The sequence below is a fragment of the Nocardioides sp. genome (assembly GCF_024509035.1).
Lineage (GTDB): Bacteria > Actinomycetota > Actinomycetes > Propionibacteriales > Nocardioidaceae > Nocardioides.
This window is the reverse complement of record NZ_JANINT010000137.1, coordinates 15691-35195: the sequence shown is the minus strand read 5'-3', so window position 1 is coordinate 35195 and position 19505 is coordinate 15691. Positions and strand designations below refer to the sequence as shown.

Below are 19505 nucleotides of genomic sequence, written 5' to 3'. Positions count from 1 at the left end.
ACTACTTCTACCCGGACATGCCGAAGAACTTCCAGACCTCGCAGTACGACGAGCCGATCGCGTTCGAGGGCTACATGGACGTCACTGTGCCGAACGAGGAGGGCGACGGTGAGACCTTCCGGGTCGAGATCGAGCGCGCGCACATGGAGGAGGACACCGGCAAGTCGCTGCACGTCGGCGGCGCCACCGGCCGCATCCACGGCGCCGACCACTCGCTGGTCGACTACAACCGCGCCGGCATCCCGCTCATCGAGATCGTCACCAAGCCGATCCTCGGTGCGGGGGAGAAGGCGCCGCAGGTCGCGCGGGCGTACGTCGCGCAGCTGCGCGACCTGATCGTGGCCCTCGGGGTCTCCGACGCGCGGATGGACCAGGGCTCGATCCGCGCCGACGTCAACCTGTCGCTCTCGCCGAAGGGCACGGGCACCCTGGGCACCCGCACCGAGACCAAGAACGTCAACTCGCTGCGCTCGGTCGAGCGCGCGGTGCGCTACGAGATGTCGCGGCACGCGGCCGTCCTCGAGTCCGGGCAGAAGATCCTGCAGGAGACGCGCCACTGGCACGAGGACACCGGTGTCACCACCAGCGGCCGCGAGAAGTCCGACGCCGAGGACTACCGCTACTTCCCCGAGCCCGACCTGGTGCCGGTGGCGCCGACGCGCGAGTGGGTCGAGGAGCTGCGCGCCACGCTGCCGGAGAACCCGACCCAGAAGCGCGCCCGGCTGCAGGCCGAGTGGGGCTTCTCCGACCTCGAGATGCGTGACACCGTCGGTGCGGGCGCGCTGCTGATCGTCGAGGAGACGATCGCCGCCGGCGCCTCGCCCCAGGCCGCCCGCAAGTGGTGGCTCGGCGAGATGGCCCGCCGCGCCAACGAGGCGGGCGTCGAGGTCGCCGAGCTGGGTGTCACCCCGGTCGACGTCGCCCGCGTGCAGGTGCTGGTCGACGAGGGCAAGCTCAACGACAAGCTGGCCCGCCAGGTCTTCGACGGCCTGCTCGCCGGCGAGGGCACTCCCGACGAGATCGTCGCCGCCCGCGGTCTCGCGATCGTCTCCGACGAGGGCGCGCTCTCGGCCGCTGTCGACAAGGCGATCGCCGAGAACCCCGACGTCGCCGACAAGATCCGCGACGGCAAGGTCGCCGCCGCCGGTGCCCTCATCGGCGCGGTCATGAAGGAGATGCGCGGCCAGGCCGACGCCGGCCGGGTCCGCGAGCTCGTCCTCGAGAAGCTCAGCTGAGGCTCGTCTGCGTTGACCCGCCCGAAAGTTTCGGGCGGGTCAACGCGGATCGGACCGGGGGCCGAGGGGAGGCGGGCGAGCGATATGCTGCGCTCGTATCACCTGAGCACGGCCCTACAACTCAACACATTCACCACGCCCGCAGCTGGGGGAAGCCGGTCCGAGTCCGGCGCTGACCCGCAACCGTAGGCCTCCCGACCAGCCAGGGCCGGGGGCGAGCCGGAGCACCCGAAGCGACGCGTCCTGATCACACGCTGTCGAGGAAAGCAGCGGGTGGCCGCCGGGGAACCTCCCTGACCGCCTCCCGCTGTCGCAGCGGGAAGGAACACCATGCACACCCTCGTGCGCCGCTCGACCGCCCTCCTGGCGGTCCCGGCCCTCTCTCTCACCGCGCTGGCGGCGACCTCCGCTCCGGCCGCCGCCGCGACCGACCCGGCTCCGGCCGCGGCCTCCGCCGCCTGGTTGGCCGGACAGGTGCCCGACTCGGGACTGTTCCCGAGCGACTACGGCCCGCAGTACGGCCTCGGCATCGACGTCGCCCTCGGCCTGCACGCCGTCGGTGGCCAGGAGGCCACCGTCACCCGCATCCGCGACGCGGTCGAGGCCGGCGTCAACGACTACATCGCCTACTCCTACGACGACAAGGGCGTCACCCACACCGGCGAGTCGGGCGGGTCGACCGCCAAGGTGCTCGTGCTGGCCCAGCGCGTCGGTGGCGACGAGCACGCGTTCGGCGGTGTCGACCTCGTCGAGCGTCTCGACTCCCTGGTCGCCGACAGCGGCCGGGTGATCTCGACGGCCGACGGCGCGCCCGACGACAGCTACGACAACACCTACATCCAGGCCCTGGCGGCCGAGGGCCTGCGCGGCACCGGCAGCACGGCGTACGCCGCGGCCGTCGACTACCTGCTCGACCAGCAGTGCCCCGCGGGCTTCTTCCGGGGTGACATCCCCGCGGCCCCGGGCGCGCAGTCCTGCGGCGCCGGGGACGAGCCCGACACCGACTCGACGTCCCAGGCCGTGCTCGCCCTGGCCGGCGACGCGACCGCGCCGGGTGTGGCCGACGCGCTCGCTCGCGCCAAGACGTGGCTGCTGGACAGCCAGCGGGCGAACGGCGCCTTCGGCGGCGGTCCCACCACCGAGGCTCCGAACACCAACAGCACCGGGCTCGCCGCCTCCGCGCTCGCCACCCTGGGCGCGACCGACGCGGCGGCCGACGCGGCCTCGTGGATCCGCGCGCACCAGGCGGCCAACGTCGCCAACTGCGTCTACTACGCAGCAGCCGACCTCGGGGCGATCGCCTACGACGACGCCGCGCTGAAGGCCATCCAGAGCGGCGGTGCGATCGACGCGGCCACCCAGGGCCAGTTCCTGATGGCGACCGCCCAGGCGCTGCCCGCCCTCCAGTGGGCACCGGCCGGCACGGGCGAGCCGCACGCGCTGTTCGCGGCCGAGTACGTCCGGGCCGGTGGCTTCAAGCCGGTCGGCGTGATCGACGCCGCTCCGGGCGAGGCACTCTGCGCGATGCTCGGCGAGCAGTCCGTGCTCGGCTACGCCGACACGTCCGGTGAGGCCCAGCTCCGCGTCCGGATCCCGGCCACGACCGGCAAGAGCCGGGTGACGGTCGCGAACGCCGCCGGGACGATCAACAAGGTCACCATCAACGCCCTGGGCAGGACGAGGCTGAAGCTCACCCTCAAGGCGCGCGTCGCCCCCGGCGCCAAGCAGGTCATCAAGATCGCCGGCCTCGCCCCGGGCGAGATCGGCACCGCCAAGATCACCTGGCCCGCGAAGGGCTCGAGCGGGGCGGGCGAGGGCGCGTCGGGCCAGGCCAACGGCAAGGGTGTCCTGGTGTTCCGGACCAAGGTCCCGAACCGCCCGGGCAAGGCCAAGGTCGTGGTGCGCGGACAGTTCGCCCACCGCAAGGCCGCCGGCTCCTTCACCGTCACCCGCTGACGTGCGGACACTGTCTCGGATCGCCGCCGCGGCCACCATGGCCGCGGCGGCGTACGCCGGCATGCCGGCCTCCCCGGCGAGCGCGTCGACCTGTGCGTCCGCCGACGGCGTCAGCGTCGTCGTCGACTTCCACGAGCTCGGCGGCGGGGTGCAGTCGGCGTGCGTCGCGGGCGGCGGTGGCGACACGGCCGCCAGCCTGTTCGCGGCCGCCGGCTTCTCGCTGACCTATGTCCAGCGCCAGCCGAGCTTCGTGTGCCGCGTGGCCGGCAAGCCTGCCGACGACCCGTGCGTGAACACGCCCCCGGCCGACGCCTACTGGGGGCTGTACTGGTCCGACGGGACGTCGGGGTCGTGGACCTACGCCACGACCGGGGCCGGATCGCTGAAGGTCCCCGACGGTGGCTACGTGGCCTTCTCCTGGAACGGCTCCTCGGCCCGCTCGACCCCCGGGGTCAACCCGTCACCGCACCCGGCGGCCGAGCCGACCCCGACCACGGCGCCGACGAAGGCGCCCACCCACGGCACGAGCCACGGGCCTGGGCCCGTCGGCTCGGGCTCCGGCCAGGGGAACCCGTCGGGCTCGGCCTCGCCGAGCGCGGACGCCTCCGGCGACGCCACCGCAGCGCCGACCCGAGGGGCCGGCAAGGGTGACCGCAAGGGCGACAAGCCGCCGGCTCCGGGCAGCGTCGACCCCAGCCCGACGGCCACCGACGGCACCGCACCGAGCGAGGCGCCGAGCGCCGACGCGGCCCCGGTGTCCGCCGAGGCCACCGACCCCGAGGGCTCCGACGACCCAGGGCTCCCGTCCTGGGTCGCGCCGGTGGCGATCGTCGCGCTGTTCGGCGCCGCTGGCGGCGCCGCCCTGGCGCGGCGCCGGAGGTCGGCCCGGCCGTGACCGCGAACGTACGCCGACACCGCGACCTGCACCCCGTGGCCTGGTGGCTGTGGGCGGTCGGGCTCGCGGTGGCGGCGTCGTTCACCACCAACCCCCTGCTCCTGCTGATGATCATCGGCGTGGCCGCCACTGCGGTGTCGCTGCGACGCTCGGACCACCCGTGGGCGCTCTCGTTCGGCCTCTACCTGTGGCTCGGGGTCGCGATCGTCGTGATCCGCGTGGTGTTCCGGCTGGTCTTCGGCGGCTGGTCGGGCGGGCCGGTGCTGCTCGACCTGCCGGAGATCCCGCTGCCCGACTGGGTCGCCGGCATCACCCTGCTCGGGCCGGTGCACGCCCAGGCGCTGCTCTTCGCCCTCTACGACGGCCTCCGTCTGGCCACGATCGTGATCTGCATCGGCGCCGCCAACTCGCTGGCCAACCCCAAGCGGCTGCTGCGCTCGGTGCCGCCGGCGCTCTACGAGATCGGCACCGCGCTGGTGGTCGCGGTCAGCATCCTCCCGCAGCTCGCCGACAGCGCGCGCCGGGTCAAGGCGGCCCAGGTCCTGCGCGGCGGCGACACCGGCCGGATCGGGCGACTGCGCCGCTTCCTGGTGCCCGTGCTCGAGGACGCGCTGGAGCGCTCGCTCGCGCTGGCCGCCGGCATGGACACCCGCGGCTACGGCCGCGCGACCGGCCTGACCCGCGCCCGACGACGGACGACGGGAGCACTCATGCTCGTCGGTCTCGGCGGCATCTGCGTGGGCGTGTACGCCGTCCTCGACACGACCGCGCCGCGCTACCTCGCGCTGCCGATGCTGGCGTTCGGCGTCCTCGCGGCCGGGGCCGGCCTGCTCAGCGCCGGCCGCCGGGTCGAGCGCACCCGCTATCGAGCCGACCGGTGGCACGCACCGGAGCTCGCCGTGGCGGGGTCGGGTTTCACCGTCGGTGCGATCGGCTGGTGGCTCGCGCACCACCAGCTCCTGGTCGCCTACCCGGTGCTCGACGCCATGCCTCCGGTGAGCGCGACCGCGCTCGCCGCGGCGGTCGTGGCGCTGGCCGGCGCCCTCTGCTCCCCCCAGCCCCCGCGAGCGATGAGCGCCGCGCTCGTGCGGACCGAGACGCCCCAGGAGGTGGCGGCATGATCGAGCTGCGCGGCATCGGGTTCTCCTACGACGACGGGCCACCGGTCCTGGCCGACGTCGACCTCGAGGTCGACGAGGGCGAGCTGGTGCTCGTCTCGGGCCCGACCGGCGCCGGGAAGTCGACCCTGCTGGGTGTGGTGACCGGCCTGGTCCCGCGCTTCTCCGGCGGCACCCTGCGCGGCGATGTGCTGCTCGACGGCGCGAGCATCGTGCACACCCCGCCGCGCGACCGCGCGCACGCGATCGGCTTCGTCGGGCAGAACCCCGCCGCGGGGTTCGTCACCGACACCGTGGAGGAGGAGCTCGCCTACGGCATGGAGCAGCTCGGCCTGCCGCCCGACACCATGCGGCGGCGCGTCGAGGAGACCCTCGACCTGCTCGGCATCGCCGACCTGCGCGCCCGCGACCTGCGCACGCTCTCGGGCGGTCAGCAGCAGCGGGTCGCGATCGGCTCGGTCCTCACCATGCATCCCCGCCTCCTCGTCCTCGACGAGCCGACCTCGGCCCTCGACCCCACGGCCGCCGAGGAGGTGCTGGCGACCCTGACCCGGCTCGTGCACGACCTCGGCGTCTCGGTGCTGGTCGCCGAGCACCGCCTCGAGCGGGTCGTGCCGTTCGCCGACCGGATGTGCCTGCTCACCGGGGCCGGGCGGGTGCACGTGGGCGAGCCGGGCGAGCTGCTGGTGACCTCGCCGGTCGTGCCCCCGATCGTCGAGCTCGGCCGGGCCGCCGGCTGGCGTCCGCTGCCGCTGAGCGTGCGCGACGCCCGCCGCCGGGCCCGCGGCCTCGTCGAGCGCCTCGGGGTCCCGCCGGACGTCGCCGAGGCCGAGCAGGAGCCCGCCGTCGCCGTACGGCGCCTCGCGGTCGTCCACGGCGAGACCGTGGCCGTGCGCGACGTGGACCTCGAGCTCGGCGGGGGCCGGGTGACCGCGCTGATGGGCCGCAACGGCTCCGGCAAGTCCTCGCTGATCTGGGCGCTGCAGGGCAGCGGCCGACGCTCGGGCGGCCGGATCACCATCGGCGGGGTCGATCCCGCCGACCTCGCCGTCGCCGAGCGCCGCGGCCTGGTCGGGCTGGTCCCGCAGAACGCCGCCGACCTGCTCTACCTCGAGACGGTCGCCGAGGAGTGTGCGGCCGCCGACGGCGGCACCGGCGCCTGCCAGGGCCTGCTCGAGGAGCTGGTGCCCGGGATCCCCGCCGACCAGCACCCGCGTGACCTCTCCGAGGGGCAGCGGCTCGCGCTGGTGCTCGCCATCGTGCTGACCGCGCGCCCCCAGGTGCTGCTGCTCGACGAGCCGACCCGCGGCCTCGACTACGCCGCCAAGCACGTGCTCGCGCGGGTGCTGCGCGGGCTCGCCGCCGACGGCCGCACGGTGCTCGTCGCGACCCACGACGTGGAGTTCGTCGCCCAGGTGGCCGACGACGTCGTCGTGCTCGCCGAGGGCGAGGTCGTCTCCTCGGGCCCGGTACGCCGGGTGGTCGCCGAGTCGCCGTCGTTCGCGCCCCAGGTGACCAAGGTGCTCGGCGCGGGGTGGCTGCGCGTCGACGAGGTCGTCCGGCGGCTCGAGCAGGAGCCGAGCGCGTCATGAGCCGCCCCGCGGTCCGCGTCTCCCTGCGCTCCGGCGCGGTGCTGGCGGTCGCGTCGGCCGCGGGGCTGATGATGCTGTGCTGGCCGCTGCTGCTGCGGGTGCCCGAGGGTGCGCGGGTCGACCCGCCGTTCCTGTTCGTCGCGCTGCTGCCGGTGGTCCTCGCGGTCGTGCTCGCCGAGCTCAACGAGGGCGGCATGGACCCCCGTGTGCTCGCGGTGCTCGGCGTGCTCAGCGCGGTCAACGCCGTGCTCCGCGGCATCTCGCCCGGCACCGCCGGGGTGGAGCTGACGTTCTTCCTGCTGATCCTCGCCGGGCGCGTCTTCGGGCCCGGATTCGGCTTCGTGCTCGGCTGCACGTCGCTGTTCGCCTCGGCGCTGATGACCGCCGGCGTCGGGCCGTGGCTGCCCTACCAGATGCTCTGCGCCGCCTGGGTCGGCATGGGAGCCGGTCTGCTGCCGCGCGGCCTGCGGGGGCGGGCCGAGATCGCGGTGCTGGCCGCCTACGGCGTGGTGGCGGCGTACCTCTTCGGCCTGCTCATGAACCTCTCGGGGTGGCCGTTCATCACCGGCATCGAGGTGCCCGGCCACGAGGGCTCGCTGTCCTACGTGCCCGGTGCGCCGCTGCTGGACAACCTGCACACGTTCCTCGTCTACACGCTGCTGACCTCGACCGGCAGCTGGGACTCGGTGCGCGCGATCACCAACGTCGTCGCGATCGTCCTGCTGGGCCCGGCCGTCCTCACCACGCTGCGCCGGGCGGCACGGCGGGCCACCGTGACCGGCACGGTCGAGCGTCCGGTCGACAGCGGGGTCTCCGTCACGGCTCGATGAGCAGGATCCGGTCGTCACCGGGTGCCGGATCGCCGCGGCCGTCGCGGTTGCTGGTCGTCACCCACAGCCGACCCTCGGGCGTCGCGACCACGGTGCGCATCCGGCCGTACTTCCCGACGAAGAAGTCGACGGGGTGGCTGGCGTGGTCGCCGTGGACATCGATGCGCCACAGCCGCTCGCCGCGCAGCGAGGCCAGCCACAGGTGCCCGTCGAGCCAGGCCAGCCCCGAGGGCGAGGCGACGTCGGTCTCCCACACCACCTGTGGGTCGATCAGGCCGCCGGTGCCGCCGCGACCCTCGACCATCGGCCACCCGTAGTTCTCGCCCGGGCGGATCAGGTTGAGCTCGTCGTAGGTCTGGTCGCCGAACTCCGAGGCCCACAGCCGGTCCGCGTCGTCGAACGCGAGCCCCTGGACGTTGCGGTGCCCGAAGGACCAGATCTCCGAGCCGGGGAACGGGTTGCCCGGCGCCGGCTCGCCGTCGGTGGTGATCCGCAGGATCTTGCCCGCCAGCGTGCCCTTGTCCTGGGCGAGGTCGCGGTCGCCGGTCTCGCCGGTGGAGGCGTAGAGGTAGCCGTCGGGGCCGAACGCGAGCCGCCCGCCGTCGTGGATCCCGCCGACGGGGATCCCGTCGAGGATCACCGTCGGGGTGCCGAGCCGACTGCCCTCGAGCCGCGCCTTCACGATGCGGTTGTCCGCGGCGGTGCTCAGGTAGAAGAACAGCGTCCGGTCCGAGCCGAAGTCGGGGGAGACCGCGACGCCGAGGAGCCCGGCCTCGCCGCCGGTGTCGCCGTTGGAGACGGCCGCGTCGATGAGGCCGACCTGGCGCACGTCGTACGACGGCGCGTCGAGCAGCAGCACCCGTCGGGTGTCCCGCTCGGTGACGACCGCGTCGCCGTTCGGCAGGAACGCCAGGCCCCACGGCGCGGCCAGGCCGGTGGCGATGGTGCCGACCACCTTCGCGGGACCGTCGTCGGTCGACGGCGTGTTGTCGCCGGTGGGCTTGGACGGTCCGGTCCCGGGGGTCGTGGGGGAGGACGGTCCGGTCGGCTGCGGGGTCGCCGTGACGGTGTCGCCGGAGTCCTCGGGCTCGTCGTCACCACCGCACCCGCTGAGCAGCACGGCGGCGAGCGTGGCCGTGCCGACCAGGGCGGTGGTGCGTCGCATGTCAGCCGACCTTACGCAGGAACTCCAGCAGCAGCGCGTGCACGCGGTCGGGGTGCTCCATCTGCACGAAGTGCGTGCCGCGCAGCTCGGTGTAGGTGGCCCCCTCGATGCGCCGGGCCGCCTCGGCCATCGCGTGGGTGCCGGCCAGCACGTCGAAGGTGCCGGCCACGAACGCGGCCGGTGCCGTGACCCGGCTCAGCGAGACCTTCGGGTGCTTGGAGGTGTGCAGCGCGACGTGGAAGTACCACTCGACGGGGGTCTCGAGGAACGCCGCGATCGTGCGGCGGGTGAGCTCGGGGTCGGCGACCGGGAGCATGAACCCGCTGTGGCTGACGACGTCGACCGTGCGCCGGCCCACCGGGAGGCGGGTGGAGATCGGGGTGACCAGGTGGCCGCCGTACTTCAGGGCGCGGGAGAAGTTGACCGCGATGGCCTTGGCGGCGAACGCCGGCACGCGCAGCGGGCGCAGCATCGTGGCGAAGGTGTCGCCCGGCACGCCGGCGACCGCGAACAGGCCGGTGACCCGCTCGGGGTGGCGGGCGGCGAGCTCGTACATCGTGTTGACGCCGATCGACCAGCCCACCAGGACGGCGCGGTCGATGCCGAAGTGGTCCATCACCGAGAGGCCGTCCTCGGCGAACGCCTCGACGCCGACGTGGTCGAGGTCGGCCGGGCGCTCGGAGCCGCCGGTGCCGCGGTGGTTCCACGAGACCACCCGCACGTCGCAGGCGGGATCGAGGAACGCGGGCCACGCCCAGGCGCTGGTGCCGAGTCCGTTGCACAGCACCACGGTCGGCCCGGTGCGGGTGCCGTCGGGGTCGTTGGTCCAGGCGCGCAGCCGGGTGCCGTCGTCGGACAGCACGTCGTGGAACGCGAGCGTCGGCGCGGGGAGGGCGCGGGCAGGGGTCGCGGACATGGGCTCGATTGTGCCTTGCCCGGTGGGCAGAGGCGTGGCTGAGCCCACCGGGCGGCCAGGGAGAGGCCGCGCCGCCCAGCGGGCTCAGCCGTGCGCAGCGTGCGCTGCGACCTCCGGTGCCGGAGCCTGGCGTCGAGCCGCCAGGAACTCCTCGACCTCGTCGAGCTCCGCACGCCGTTGTGCGAGAGCGGTGGAGGCGACCATGGCGTTGCGCCGAGCCCGGAGCTGGGACTCGACCGGCCAACGCCTCACGGGATCGGCCAGGAGACGGACTGCCCGGCCGGCGCGGTGTGTGACGACGTGTGTGACGGCGTTCATTGCGAGCTCCCCGTGAAGCACTCCCGAGTGGTGTGCGCTCCACGCTAGCCACCGGCCGATTCGCTCCGGTCAACGTCGTGTGACGGTTCCGTGAACTTCGGTCGGGCCGGACCCGGCGGGGTCAGTCCGGCGCCGGAGCGACCGCCGGCGCCGAGCGGGTGGCGCCCACCGACGCGACGACCACGCACACCATCGCCACCCACTGCTCGACGCTGAGCAGCTCGCCGAGCACGACGATGCCGGCGAGCGCGGCCGCTGCCGGCTCGAGGCTCATGAGCACCGAGAACACCGAGGGCCGCAGCGACCGCAGCGCGACCAGCTCGCAGCTGTAGGGGACGACGGAGCTGAGCAGCCCGACGGCCGCGCCCAGCGCGAGGATGCGCGGGTCGAGCAGGTCGCTGCCGCCGGTGCCGATCGCGAACGGCGTCAGCATCGCCGTCGCGATCACCGACGCGACGGCCAGGCCGTCGAAGCCGGGCCACCGGCGTCCGGTCTGCGCGCTCATCAGGATGTACGACGCCCACATCGCCCCGGCGAGCAGCGCGAACAGCACCCCGGCCAGGGTCAGGTCGCCGTCGCGCAGCCCGAGCAGCGCGACGCCGATCGCCGCCAGCAAGACCCACAGCAGGTCACGCGCCCGGCGCGACCCGAGGACCGCGAGCGTCAGCGGGCCCACGAACTCCAGCGTGACCGCGACCCCCAGGGGGATCCGCGCGAACGCCTGGTAGATCGCCCAGTTCATCACCCCGAGGCTGATGCCGAAGCCGAGCACGACCAGCCAGTCGGTGCGCGACCGTCCGCGGAGCACGGGTCGGGCGACGGCCACCAGCACGAGGGCGCTGGTGACCAGCCGCAGCCAGACGATCGTCGTCGGCGCGACCTCGTCGAAGAGGCTCTTGGCGATGCCGGCGCCGAACTGCACCGACAAGATGCCGACCAGCACCAGCCAGACCGGTGAGATCGGGGAGACCGGCCCGCGCGATGAGTTCGGGACGGTCACCCGGTCAATCTAGAAGGTTGTCCCCGCCGAGGTGCACGCTGGGCACACCAGGGGTCACTCGAGGGGTCGCGAACACGAATGGAGTGCAGATGGCTGACCGGACGCTGCTGATGGTCGGGACCCGCAAGGGCCTGTGGCTCGGCACCTCGGACGAGGAGCGCAGGGACTGGGAGTTCACCGGTCCGCACTGCGACATGGAGGAGGTCTACTCCTGCCTCGTCGACACCCGCAGCGACCCACCTCGGTTGCTCGCCGGCGCCTCCTCGAGCTGGCTCGGCCCCCAGGTGCGCCGCTCCGACGACCTCGGCGCGACCTGGCACGAGACGCCCAACGGCGCGATCCGCTTCCCCGAGGGCGCCGACGCCACCGTCGAGCGGGTCTGGCAGCTGGTGACGGGCACCGAGGCGGACGTCGTGTACGCCGGCACCGAGCCGGGCGCCGTGTGGCGCTCGACCGATCGCGGCGAGACGTTCACGCTCGAGCAGGGCCTCTGGGACCACCCGCACCGGCCGCACTGGGGCGCGGGCTTCGGCGGCCAGGCCTTCCACACGGTGCTCCCGCACCCGACCGACCCGCAGTCGGTCACCGTCGCGATCTCGACCGGCGGGTGCTACCAGACCAGCGACGGCGGTGCGTCGTGGGCGCCGCGCAACCAGGGCATCCGCGCGGAGTTCCTGCCCGAGGGCCAGCAGTTCCCCGAGTTCGGCCAGTGCGTCCACAAGATCACCCGTCACCCCTCCCGGCCCGAGCGGCTCTACCTGCAGAACCACGGCGGCGTCTACCGCTCCGACGACCACGCCGCCTCCTGGACCTACATCGGCGACGGCCTGCCGTCCGACTTCGGCTTCCCCGTGGTGGTCCACCCGCACGACCCCGACACGATCTACGTCTTCCCCAACGGCTCCGGTGACGGCCGCTACCCGCCCGGCGGCAAGGCCCGGGTGTGGCGCTCGCGCGACGCGGGGGAGTCGTGGGAGGAGCTCGGCACCGGCCTGCCCGACAGCTTCTACGTCGCCGTCATGCGCGACGGCATGTGCGCCGACGGCCACGACCGCACCGGCCTCTACTTCGGTGCCCGCAACGGCGCGGTGTGGGGCTCGGCGGACGAGGGCGAGACCTGGCGGCAGGTCGTCGCCGACCTCCCCGACGTCCTGGTGGTGCGCGCCGCCGCGTTCTGAGCGCACCCGGGGACGTCATACGTTCTGGGCGCCAGAACGCCCACATCGGACGACGTCCCGCGCAGGCCCGGGCGGAGGTCATACGTCCTGGGCGCCAGAACGCCCACATCGGACGACGTCCCGGGCAGGCCCGGGCGGAGGTCATACGTCCTGGGCGCCAGAACCCCCACATCGGACGACGTCCCGGGCAGGCCCGGGCGGAGGTCATCCGAGGTGGCTGTCCCCGTGACCGGGTCGTATGACGTCCCGGGGACCCGGGGCTCACCCGAGGAAGTCGAAGGCGACCGCCGCGATCTCCCGTCCTGGACGAGCAGCAGGCGGACCGCGAAGTCGCACGCTCGGCGGACCCGGGTCTTCGTCGTCACACCCGGCGATCGAACCCACGGCCACCACGACGGCGAGAGCCAGGACCCCACGGTGCATGCCGGTCTGAGGCGCCGGACGTGGGTGCGGTTCTGGTGGAGGCGCGCCGTGTCTACGGCGCGGAACCGAGCTCCTGCTCCTCCTGCTCGGACTCCTCCATGGCGCGGTCGACGTGGGCCTGGATCTCCTCGGTGCTCAGCGGCGACATCATGGCCAGCACGTAGATCGCCACGGAGAACACGAAGATCACCGGGATCGCGGTGCTGAACTCCAGCAGGTCCTGGTTGCCTGCCGCCGGCTCGGGGTAGTTGCCGAGCCACGAGATCACCAGCAGGCCGACGAGCCACGGCACCACCCACGTCGCGCCGGCGCGCAGGTCGAGCTTGGGGGTGTCCTGCCCGAGCACGTGGTAGATCGGGAGCAGCACGAACCCGATCGCCACCGCGACCGCGAGCTTCCACACGATGTCCCAGCCCGACCAGTAGATGATCAGGTTGGACGCCCAGAACGCGAGCACGGGGATCACGTGGCCACCGGGCAGGCGGAACGGGCGCTCGTGGTCGGGGAGCTGGCGCCGCAGCGCGGACAGCACAAGCGGCCCGGAGGCGAACGACAGCACGGTCGCCGAGGTGATGAACCCGACCAGCTGCTGCCAGCTGGGGAACGGCAGGAACACGATCAGCCCGACGACGAACGTCACGATCAGCGAGATGAAGGGGACGCCCCGGTCGGTCGTCCGAGCCAGCGCCTGAGGCGCGTTGCCGTTGCGCGCCATCGCGTAGGAGATCCGCGAGGTGACGGTGGTGTAGATCAGGCCGGTGTCGCCGGGCGAGACGATCGCGTCGACGTACAGCAGGATCGCCAGCCAGCTCAGTCCGAGCAGGGAGGCGACGGCGGCGAGCGGCCCGAAGTCGTTCTCGAAGCTGAGCTTGGCCCAGCCGCCGGAGTCGGAGATCGTGCTCGGCGACAGCGCCCCGATGAAGGCGACCTGGAGGGCGATGTAGATCAGGCCGGTGAGCAGCACCGACCCGATGACGGCGATGGGGACGTTGCGCCGGGGGTTGTCGGTCTCGCCGGCCAGCTCGATGCCCTGTCGGAAGCCGAGGTAGGAGAAGACGATGCCGGAGGTCGCGATCGCGGTGAAGACGCCGTGCCAACCGGCCGGCTTGAAGCCGTGACTGGTGAAGTTGTCCCCGTGGAAGGCGGTGAGGACGAACGCCGCGATCACGAGCAGGATGATGGCGATCTTCCAGACGACCAGGGCGTTGTTGATGCGGGCGAACCAGCGGATGCCGTAGTAGTTGACGACCACGAACACCGCCATCAGCGCCACGGCGCTCGCGTAGCCCAGGCCCGTGAGCGTGTGGACGATCTCGCCGTTGACGGTGTGCTCGCTGGTGAAGGGCGCGTACTTCGTGGCGTACTGCAGCGCCGCCTCGACCTCGATCGGGGCGGTCGTGGCGACCGCGACCCAGGTGATCCACCCCGCGGTGTAGCTGGCGAAGGAGCCGAAGGCCAGGTGGGGGAACCGCACGACGCCGCCCGAGAGCGGGAACATCGTGCCGAGCTCGGCGTACACGAGCGCGATGAGCAGGATCATCACCCCGCCCAGCGCCCAGGAGATCACCGCGGCCGGGCCCGCCTGCTGCGAGGCGTTGAGGGCACCGAACAGCCACCCGGAGCCGATGATGGAACCGACGCTCGCGAACAGGAGACCGACGATCCCCACATGTCGCTTGAGCTGAGGTTGTTCGGCTGTCTGCACGTCGATCGTCATGTCGAGCTCCTCGAGCGCTCGGAGGTGGGCCACCGAGTTCCGTGCCCGACGAGGCGGTTGCCCAAACGGTCCGATGCTCAGGCTCCCGCAGGATGGTCCGCGAGGCCGAGCAGGCGGGCCGCCGTCCGGTGCAGGACCGCCTCGCGCTCGCCGGCGGTGAGGCCGGGCACCCTGTCCAAGCGCTCGACGGGATCTCGGACACCCACGTCGTAGGGGTAGTCGCTGCCGAGCACGATGCGGTCCGCGCCGACGAGGTCGAGCAGGTGGCGCAGCGCGTCGCCCCGGTAGACCAGGGAGTCGAAGGACAGCCGCGCCAGGTAGCTGCTCGGCAGGTCCTTGCAACCCCGGCTGTCGGGTCGGATCAGCCAGGCATGGTCGACACGCCCGATCGACAGCGGCAGGTAGCCGCCGCCGTGGGTCGCGACGACCTCGAGTCCCGGGTGTCGGTCGAGCACCCCCGAGAGGATCAGGTGCGAGAGCGCGACGGCATGCTCCGTGGGCGTCCCCACGGTGCTGCTCAGGGAGTACGGCGCGAGCCGGGCCCCGAGCGAGCACCCGTAGGGGTGCACCACCACCGGCACGCCGAGACGCTCGGCCGCGGCCCAGAACGGCTCGAGCCCGGGAGCGGAGAGCTCCCGCTGCCCGGCGCGGCCGGGGATCTGCACGCCGCGCAATCCGTGGTGCACGACGGCGCGCTCGAGCTGCTCGGCCGCCAAGTCGAGATGTGCCAGCGCCACGTCGGCGATCCCGACGAACCGGTCGGGGTGGGTCGACACCAGCGCGGCGAGGGCCTCGTTCGCGATCTCCACGACCTCGCGTGCGAGGCCCGGGTCGAGCCCGTCGTCGTACTGCGACGGCGAGAGGCTGACGGCCTGGATCCGCACTCCCATGGCGTCCATGGCCGCCAGCCGTGTCCCGGTGTCGGGCGACTCGCGTGCGACGACCTCGGTCCCGCGGGCCCGGGAGACCACGAGAGCTCGCCCGGGCACGGCGAGGTGGGCGTGCATGTCGATGGCGTGCACCGTCAGTCGGCCTCGATCTCGGCCTCGATGGCCGCCACGATGGCGTCGGAGGTGAGCGGCAGGGTGCGCACCCGGACGCCGAGGGCGTCGGCGACCGCGTTGGCGATCGCCGCTGGCACCGGCCCCATCGTCGCCTCGCCGGCACCGAGCGACGGCTGGTCGGGGCGGTCGAGCACATGCACCTCGACGTGGGGGACCTGCGAGAAGCGGAGGATGGGGTAGGAGTCCCAGTCGGTGCTGAGGACCCGCTGCCGGTCGAAAGCGACGCGCTCCAGGAGCGCCCAGCTGGTGGCCTGGAGTGCGCCGCCCTCGATCTGGTTGCGTACGCCGTCGAGGTTGACGACCCGGCCCACGTCGACCGCGATGGTCAGACGCGTCACCCGGACGGCATCCGCGGCCTCGACGTCGGCGACGACCGCGCAGTAGGAGTTGCGGTTCTTGTAGCGGCTGAACGCCAGTCCGCGGCCCCGGTCCTCGGGGAGTGGGCCGCCCCAACCCGCCGCGTCGGCGGCGGTGGTGAGGACGTCGCGCGCGCGGGGGTCACTCAGGTGGGCGAGCCGGAACTCCAGGGGATCCCGGCCGGCGGCCGCGGCGAGCTCGTCCATGGCCGACTCGAGCGCGAACGCGTTGAGGTTGGCCCCCAGCGAGCGCAGCGAGGAGGTCCGCAGCGGCATCGCGAGCACCCGGTGGGCGACGACGTCGACCCGCGCGATGTCGTAATAGGGCTCCGCGTTGCGCCCGGTGCCCGCGCCGCGCTCGGGCGGCGGGTCGGTCGCGGGAGGCATCGTGTCGACGCCGCCGCGGTGGGCGTCGGCGAGCAGGCTGTGCTGCGGCGCGTAGCCGGGACGTGCCACGTGGCCGTTGCCCCAGACCTCGTAGGACAGGTCGCTCACCAGACCGTCGGCTCCGAGCGTCGCCGTCACCTCGCCGGTCATCGCGGGCCCGAACGGTTCCCAGCCCAGCTCGTCCGCGCGGCTCCACAGCACGCGCACGTGCCGCCCCGGGAGGTGGGTGGCCAGCAGAGCAGCGTCCATCGCGACGTCGTCGGAGGAGTTGTGCCCGTAGCTCCCGGCGCCCTCGACGTGCTGGACGACGACCGCGTCCGGCGCGAGCCCCAGCGCGGACGCGATGCCGCGGCCGACCAGGAACACCGCCTGGCTGTGGCTCCAGACGTTCAGCCGTCCCTCGTCGAGGACCGCGATCGCGCAGCCGGGTCCGATCGACCCGTGCGCGACGAAGGGACGCGAGTACGACGCGCGGAGCGTGGTCCTCGCGCCGTCGTGGCGCGCGCCGTCCGCCCGCAAGGCGGTGGTCTCCGCGTCGACCGACCGCAGCCAGCTGCCGATGTCGTCGGCGTCGGGGAGCTGGAGGCCGCCGGTCCACGTGGCCCCGGCGACGAGCGCCTCCGCCGCGCGCACGGCCTGGCCCTCCCGGGCTGCGACGACGGCGAGGAAGTCGCCCTCGCGCACGACGGTGTGGACGCCGGGAAGGGTCGTGACGTCCGGGATGTCGACGAGGTGGGCGCCGGGTCGCGGCGGGCGAACAACCCGGCCGTGCAGCATCCCCGCGAACTCGAGGTCGTGGATGAACCGCGGGCGCCCCATCACCTTGTCGGGCAGGTCGAGACGATGCAGGTCCTTCGACGACGACGGCGTGAGCTCGACGCGGAGCGTGGGGTCGCCGACCTCGACGTCCAGGTCGACCGCTGCCGCCAGGTCGGCGTAGGAGCCGATGCGCGAGCCGTCGGCCCGGACGAACAGTCCGGACACCAGCGCGACGTCGTCGACGTCGAGGCCGGCACGGTGGGCCGCCGCGCGACGGAACAGCTCGCGCGCCTCGGCGCAGACGCGGCGTACGGCGGAGCCCGACGTCATGACCGACAAGCTCCCCGCGGTCAGACCCTCGTCGGGCGACGCGGCGGTGTTGGTGGCCGTGGGGCGGATCGCGTCCGGGGGGACGTCGAGCTCGTGGGCGGCCAGCTGCGTCAGCGCGGTCACGATGCCCTGCCCGAGCTCGACCTTGCCGACCCGCAGCTCGATGCCCCGGTGCTCGGTGACCGTCAGCCAGGTCGAGACCCGCGGATTGCTGACGAGGGAGTCCGGCAACCCCGTGGTCGTGCGGTCGCTCATGCTCCGGCTCCTGCGGCCGCCAGCACGGCGTCCACGAAGCGCTGATGGGTGCCGCACCGGCAGAGGTGACGCTCCAGCGCGGCCGTCACCTCGTCCCGGGTGGGACAGGGGTTGTCGCGGAGCAGGGCAGCAGCGCTGACGAGGACGCCGGACACGCAGTAGCCGCACTGGCCGGCCTGGAGCTCGAGGAAGGCCGCCTGGAGCGGGTGGGGGCCGTCGGGGGTCCCCAGGCCCGACGCCGTCCGGACCTCGCCGGTCACGTACTCGATGGGCAGGTCACACGAGGGCGTCGGGTGCCCGTCGAGCCACACCATGCAGGCGCCGCACTGCCCGAGACCGCACCCGAACTTCGGCGACTTGTCGCCGACGTCGTTGCGCAGGACCTCCAGGAGCGAGGTCTCGGACGGTACGGAGACGGGGACGGCCCGGCCGTTGACCCGCACGTCGAACCGGGACGAGGCTTCGGATGCCGTCATCGGCCGACCTCGCGTGGGGCGTCCATGTGCGTGACGAGGTTGATGCCTCCGTCGACGTGCACGACCTCGCCGGTGATGAACGGCGTGTTGACCAAGGCCAGCACCACCGCGGCCACGTCGGACGGCCGGCCGATCCGGCCGAGGGGCGTCATCGACGCCGTCCGCGCCGCCCGGTCCGTCAGCGATCCGGCCGACATCGGGGTCTCGACCGGCCCCGGTGCGACGGCGTTGACCCGGATGTCGGGTCCGACGGCCTTGGCGAGGAGACGGGTCAAGTGGTTGAGGGCCGCCTTGCTGACGGCGTACGGGATCGAGCTGCCGAGCGCCCTGGTCCCGCCCACGGAGCTGATGTTCACGATCAGGCCACCGGGTTCCATGGCCTTCACAGCGGCGACCGACAGCTGCCAGGGGCCGACCACGTTGACGCCGAGGATCCGGTGCCAGTCCTCGGCGCTCACGCCGTCGAGGTCCGTGTGCGGGACGGGAGTGGAGGTCCCGGCGTTGTTGACGAGGACGTCGAGCCGCCCGTGCCGCTCCAGGGCCGTCTCGACCAGCCGGACGGCGTCGGCGGGGTCGGCGACGTCGCCTCGGACGTAGCTCCCGCCCGGCAGCTCGGCCGCGATCCGCTCCCCGGCCTCGACCGAGGTCGCGGAGTTGACGACGACCGTGAAGCCGTCGGCGGCGAGCGTGCGGGCGATCGCCTCGCCGATGCCCGAGCTCGATCCCGTGACGAGGGCGACGCGTGCAGCGCTCATCGCGGCACTCCCTCCACGACCGGCTCGTCGACGGACCCGTGCACGGCGCTCACGAGCTCGCGGGCACCGCTCGCGAGGATCGAGGTGTCGTTGCTGAGCACCACGTAGTCGTAGCCGCTCGCCAGGGCCGAGCGCGCCGCACCGCTCGTGGCCGCGGCGGTCCCGAGCGGCCGCCCGGCCGCGGCGGCCGCGTCGAGGACTGAGCCCACGAGGCGTCGTACCTCCTCGGAGCCCGCGGCGACTCCCATCGACATCGAGAGGTCCGCCGTGCCGACGAACGCGGAGTCGACGCCGTCGACCGCCATGATCTCCGCGGCGTTGGCGACCGCCTCCGGGCTCTCGAGCTGGACGATGCACAGGGCGTCGTCGTTGCCGAAGCGGAGGTAGTCCGCACGAGGCAACGTCCCCCATCGGCCCGCCCGGCTCGTCCCGCCGGACCCGCGGACCCCGTGAGGCGGGAACCTCGTGGCGCGCACGGCAGCGCGGGCCTGGTCGGCGGTGTCGACGTGCGGCACGATCACGCCGACGGCGCCGGCGTCGAGCACCCGCTGGATCGTGCTCTGGCCATGGTCGGGAACCCTCACCAGCGGGTCGACCCCGAGGGCGCGGGCGAGCGCGATGTGGGTGGAGCACGCGCCGAGGTCCAACGTCGTGTGCTCGAGGTCGATGACCACGAAGTCGAAGCCGGCGTGGGCGAGGATCTCGACGCTCTCGGGGCTGGACAGCTTCACCCAGGTGCCCAGGGCGGACCCTTCGTCCGCATTGCGTGTGCGCAGCACG

General features: G+C 73.3%; 16 protein-coding genes and 1 riboswitch. Of the genes, 7 read left to right on the top strand and 9 right to left on the bottom strand.

All coding sequences use genetic code 11. From position 1 onward, the window contains the following. The 6 genes from gatB to Q0L15_RS11105 all read left to right on the top strand — a co-directional run. Window positions 1–1235, top strand: a 1235-nt coding sequence (gene gatB, locus Q0L15_RS11130) for an Asp-tRNA(Asn)/Glu-tRNA(Gln) amidotransferase subunit GatB (RefSeq protein WP_296604368.1), incomplete at its 5' end; no start/stop codon positions are given. Window positions 1236–1383: 148 nt separating this feature from the next. Next, a riboswitch (cobalamin riboswitch) is annotated at window positions 1384–1465 on the top strand. A 100-nt stretch (window positions 1466–1565) separates the two neighbouring features. Beyond that, window positions 1566–3191 carry a prenyltransferase/squalene oxidase repeat-containing protein gene (locus Q0L15_RS11125; RefSeq protein WP_296604366.1) on the top strand — a complete coding sequence of 542 codons (1626 nt, stop codon included), beginning with the start codon at window positions 1566–1568 and terminating at the stop codon, window positions 3189–3191. A 1-nt stretch (window position 3192) separates the two neighbouring features. Continuing rightward, entirely contained in the window at window positions 3193–4086 is an 894-nt protein-coding gene (locus Q0L15_RS11120; protein ID WP_296604365.1) for a hypothetical protein, read from the top strand. After that, window positions 4083–5207 (top strand): energy-coupling factor transporter transmembrane component T, encoded by a 1125-nt coding sequence (locus tag Q0L15_RS11115; protein ID WP_296604364.1) that lies wholly within the window; start codon window positions 4083–4085, stop codon window positions 5205–5207. The genes Q0L15_RS11120 and Q0L15_RS11115 overlap by 4 nt, the downstream gene beginning before the upstream one ends. Then, window positions 5204–6796, top strand: a complete 1593-nt coding sequence (locus Q0L15_RS11110; RefSeq protein WP_296604362.1) for an ABC transporter ATP-binding protein — start codon at window positions 5204–5206, stop codon at window positions 6794–6796. Before Q0L15_RS11115 ends, Q0L15_RS11110 begins: the two co-directional genes overlap by 4 nt. Then, the gene (locus Q0L15_RS11105; RefSeq protein ID WP_296604360.1) at window positions 6793–7626 is read left to right on the top strand and encodes an ECF transporter S component; all 834 of its coding nucleotides are present in this window, start codon (window positions 6793–6795) and stop codon (window positions 7624–7626) included. Before Q0L15_RS11110 ends, Q0L15_RS11105 begins: the two co-directional genes overlap by 4 nt. Here Q0L15_RS11105 and Q0L15_RS11100 read toward each other — a convergent pair. The 3 genes from Q0L15_RS11100 to Q0L15_RS11090 form a co-directional block, all read right to left on the bottom strand. Continuing rightward, window positions 7613–8791: a PQQ-dependent sugar dehydrogenase gene (locus tag Q0L15_RS11100; RefSeq protein WP_296604359.1), complete on the bottom strand. Its 1179-nt coding sequence runs from the start codon at window positions 8789–8791 to the stop codon at window positions 7613–7615. The two genes, Q0L15_RS11105 and Q0L15_RS11100, sit on opposite strands and share 14 nt — an antisense overlap. 1 nt (window position 8792) lies before the next feature. Next, window positions 8793–9707: an alpha/beta hydrolase gene (locus tag Q0L15_RS11095; protein ID WP_296604357.1), complete on the bottom strand. Its 915-nt coding sequence runs from the start codon at window positions 9705–9707 to the stop codon at window positions 8793–8795. A gap of 439 nt (window positions 9708–10146) precedes the next feature. After that, a complete protein-coding gene (locus Q0L15_RS11090; RefSeq protein WP_296604355.1) occupies window positions 10147–11025 on the bottom strand; it encodes an EamA family transporter in 879 nt (292 codons plus the stop codon). A gap of 89 nt (window positions 11026–11114) precedes the next feature. Here Q0L15_RS11090 and Q0L15_RS11085 point away from each other — a divergent pair, with 89 nt between their 5' ends. Further along, window positions 11115–12203, top strand: a complete 1089-nt coding sequence (locus Q0L15_RS11085; RefSeq protein ID WP_296604354.1) for an exo-alpha-sialidase — start codon at window positions 11115–11117, stop codon at window positions 12201–12203. A gap of 475 nt (window positions 12204–12678) precedes the next feature. Here the strand turns inward: Q0L15_RS11085 and Q0L15_RS11080 are convergent, their stop codons facing one another. The 6 genes from Q0L15_RS11080 to Q0L15_RS11055 form a co-directional block, all read right to left on the bottom strand. Further along, window positions 12679–14343: an APC family permease gene (locus Q0L15_RS11080; RefSeq protein ID WP_296604353.1), complete on the bottom strand. Its 1665-nt coding sequence runs from the start codon at window positions 14341–14343 to the stop codon at window positions 12679–12681. A 77-nt stretch (window positions 14344–14420) separates the two neighbouring features. Then, window positions 14421–15365, bottom strand: coding sequence for an amidohydrolase family protein (locus Q0L15_RS11075; RefSeq protein ID WP_296604351.1), 945 nt, complete (start codon window positions 15363–15365; stop codon window positions 14421–14423). 2 nt (window positions 15366–15367) lie between these two features. Continuing rightward, window positions 15368–17494: a molybdopterin cofactor-binding domain-containing protein gene (locus tag Q0L15_RS11070; RefSeq protein ID WP_296604350.1), complete on the bottom strand. Its 2127-nt coding sequence runs from the start codon at window positions 17492–17494 to the stop codon at window positions 15368–15370. Further along, the gene (locus tag Q0L15_RS11065; protein ID WP_296604348.1) at window positions 17491–17970 is read right to left on the bottom strand and encodes a (2Fe-2S)-binding protein; all 480 of its coding nucleotides are present in this window, start codon (window positions 17968–17970) and stop codon (window positions 17491–17493) included. The genes Q0L15_RS11070 and Q0L15_RS11065 overlap by 4 nt, the downstream gene beginning before the upstream one ends. Continuing rightward, window positions 17967–18725, bottom strand: a complete 759-nt coding sequence (locus tag Q0L15_RS11060) for an SDR family oxidoreductase (RefSeq protein ID WP_296604346.1) — start codon at window positions 18723–18725, stop codon at window positions 17967–17969. Before Q0L15_RS11060 ends, Q0L15_RS11065 begins: the two co-directional genes overlap by 4 nt. Continuing rightward, on the bottom strand, window positions 18722–19504 hold the full coding sequence (locus Q0L15_RS11055) for an aldolase/citrate lyase family protein (protein WP_296604345.1): 783 nt from the start codon (window positions 19502–19504) through the stop codon (window positions 18722–18724). The genes Q0L15_RS11060 and Q0L15_RS11055 overlap by 4 nt, the downstream gene beginning before the upstream one ends. Window position 19505: the final 1 nt, after the last annotated feature.

What these genes read in the sequence shown, in the direction of transcription:
- Q0L15_RS11125 (WP_296604366.1), top strand. Translation starts at nt 1,566, where the DNA reads ATGCACACCCTCGTGCGCCGCTCGACCGCCCTCCTGGCGGTCCCGGCC.
- Q0L15_RS11065 (WP_296604348.1), bottom strand. Translation starts at nt 17,970, where the DNA reads ATGACGGCATCCGAAGCCTCGTCCCGGTTCGACGTGCGGGTCAACGGC.
- Q0L15_RS11105 (WP_296604360.1), top strand. Translation starts at nt 6,793, where the DNA reads ATGAGCCGCCCCGCGGTCCGCGTCTCCCTGCGCTCCGGCGCGGTGCTG.
- Q0L15_RS11070 (WP_296604350.1), bottom strand. Translation starts at nt 17,494, where the DNA reads ATGAGCGACCGCACGACCACGGGGTTGCCGGACTCCCTCGTCAGCAAT.
- Q0L15_RS11110 (WP_296604362.1), top strand. Translation starts at nt 5,204, where the DNA reads ATGATCGAGCTGCGCGGCATCGGGTTCTCCTACGACGACGGGCCACCG.
- Q0L15_RS11080 (WP_296604353.1), bottom strand. Translation starts at nt 14,343, where the DNA reads ATGACGATCGACGTGCAGACAGCCGAACAACCTCAGCTCAAGCGACAT.
- Q0L15_RS11085 (WP_296604354.1), top strand. Translation starts at nt 11,115, where the DNA reads ATGGCTGACCGGACGCTGCTGATGGTCGGGACCCGCAAGGGCCTGTGG.
- Q0L15_RS11060 (WP_296604346.1), bottom strand. Translation starts at nt 18,725, where the DNA reads ATGAGCGCTGCACGCGTCGCCCTCGTCACGGGATCGAGCTCGGGCATC.
- Q0L15_RS11100 (WP_296604359.1), bottom strand. Translation starts at nt 8,791, where the DNA reads ATGCGACGCACCACCGCCCTGGTCGGCACGGCCACGCTCGCCGCCGTG.
- Q0L15_RS11095 (WP_296604357.1), bottom strand. Translation starts at nt 9,707, where the DNA reads ATGTCCGCGACCCCTGCCCGCGCCCTCCCCGCGCCGACGCTCGCGTTC.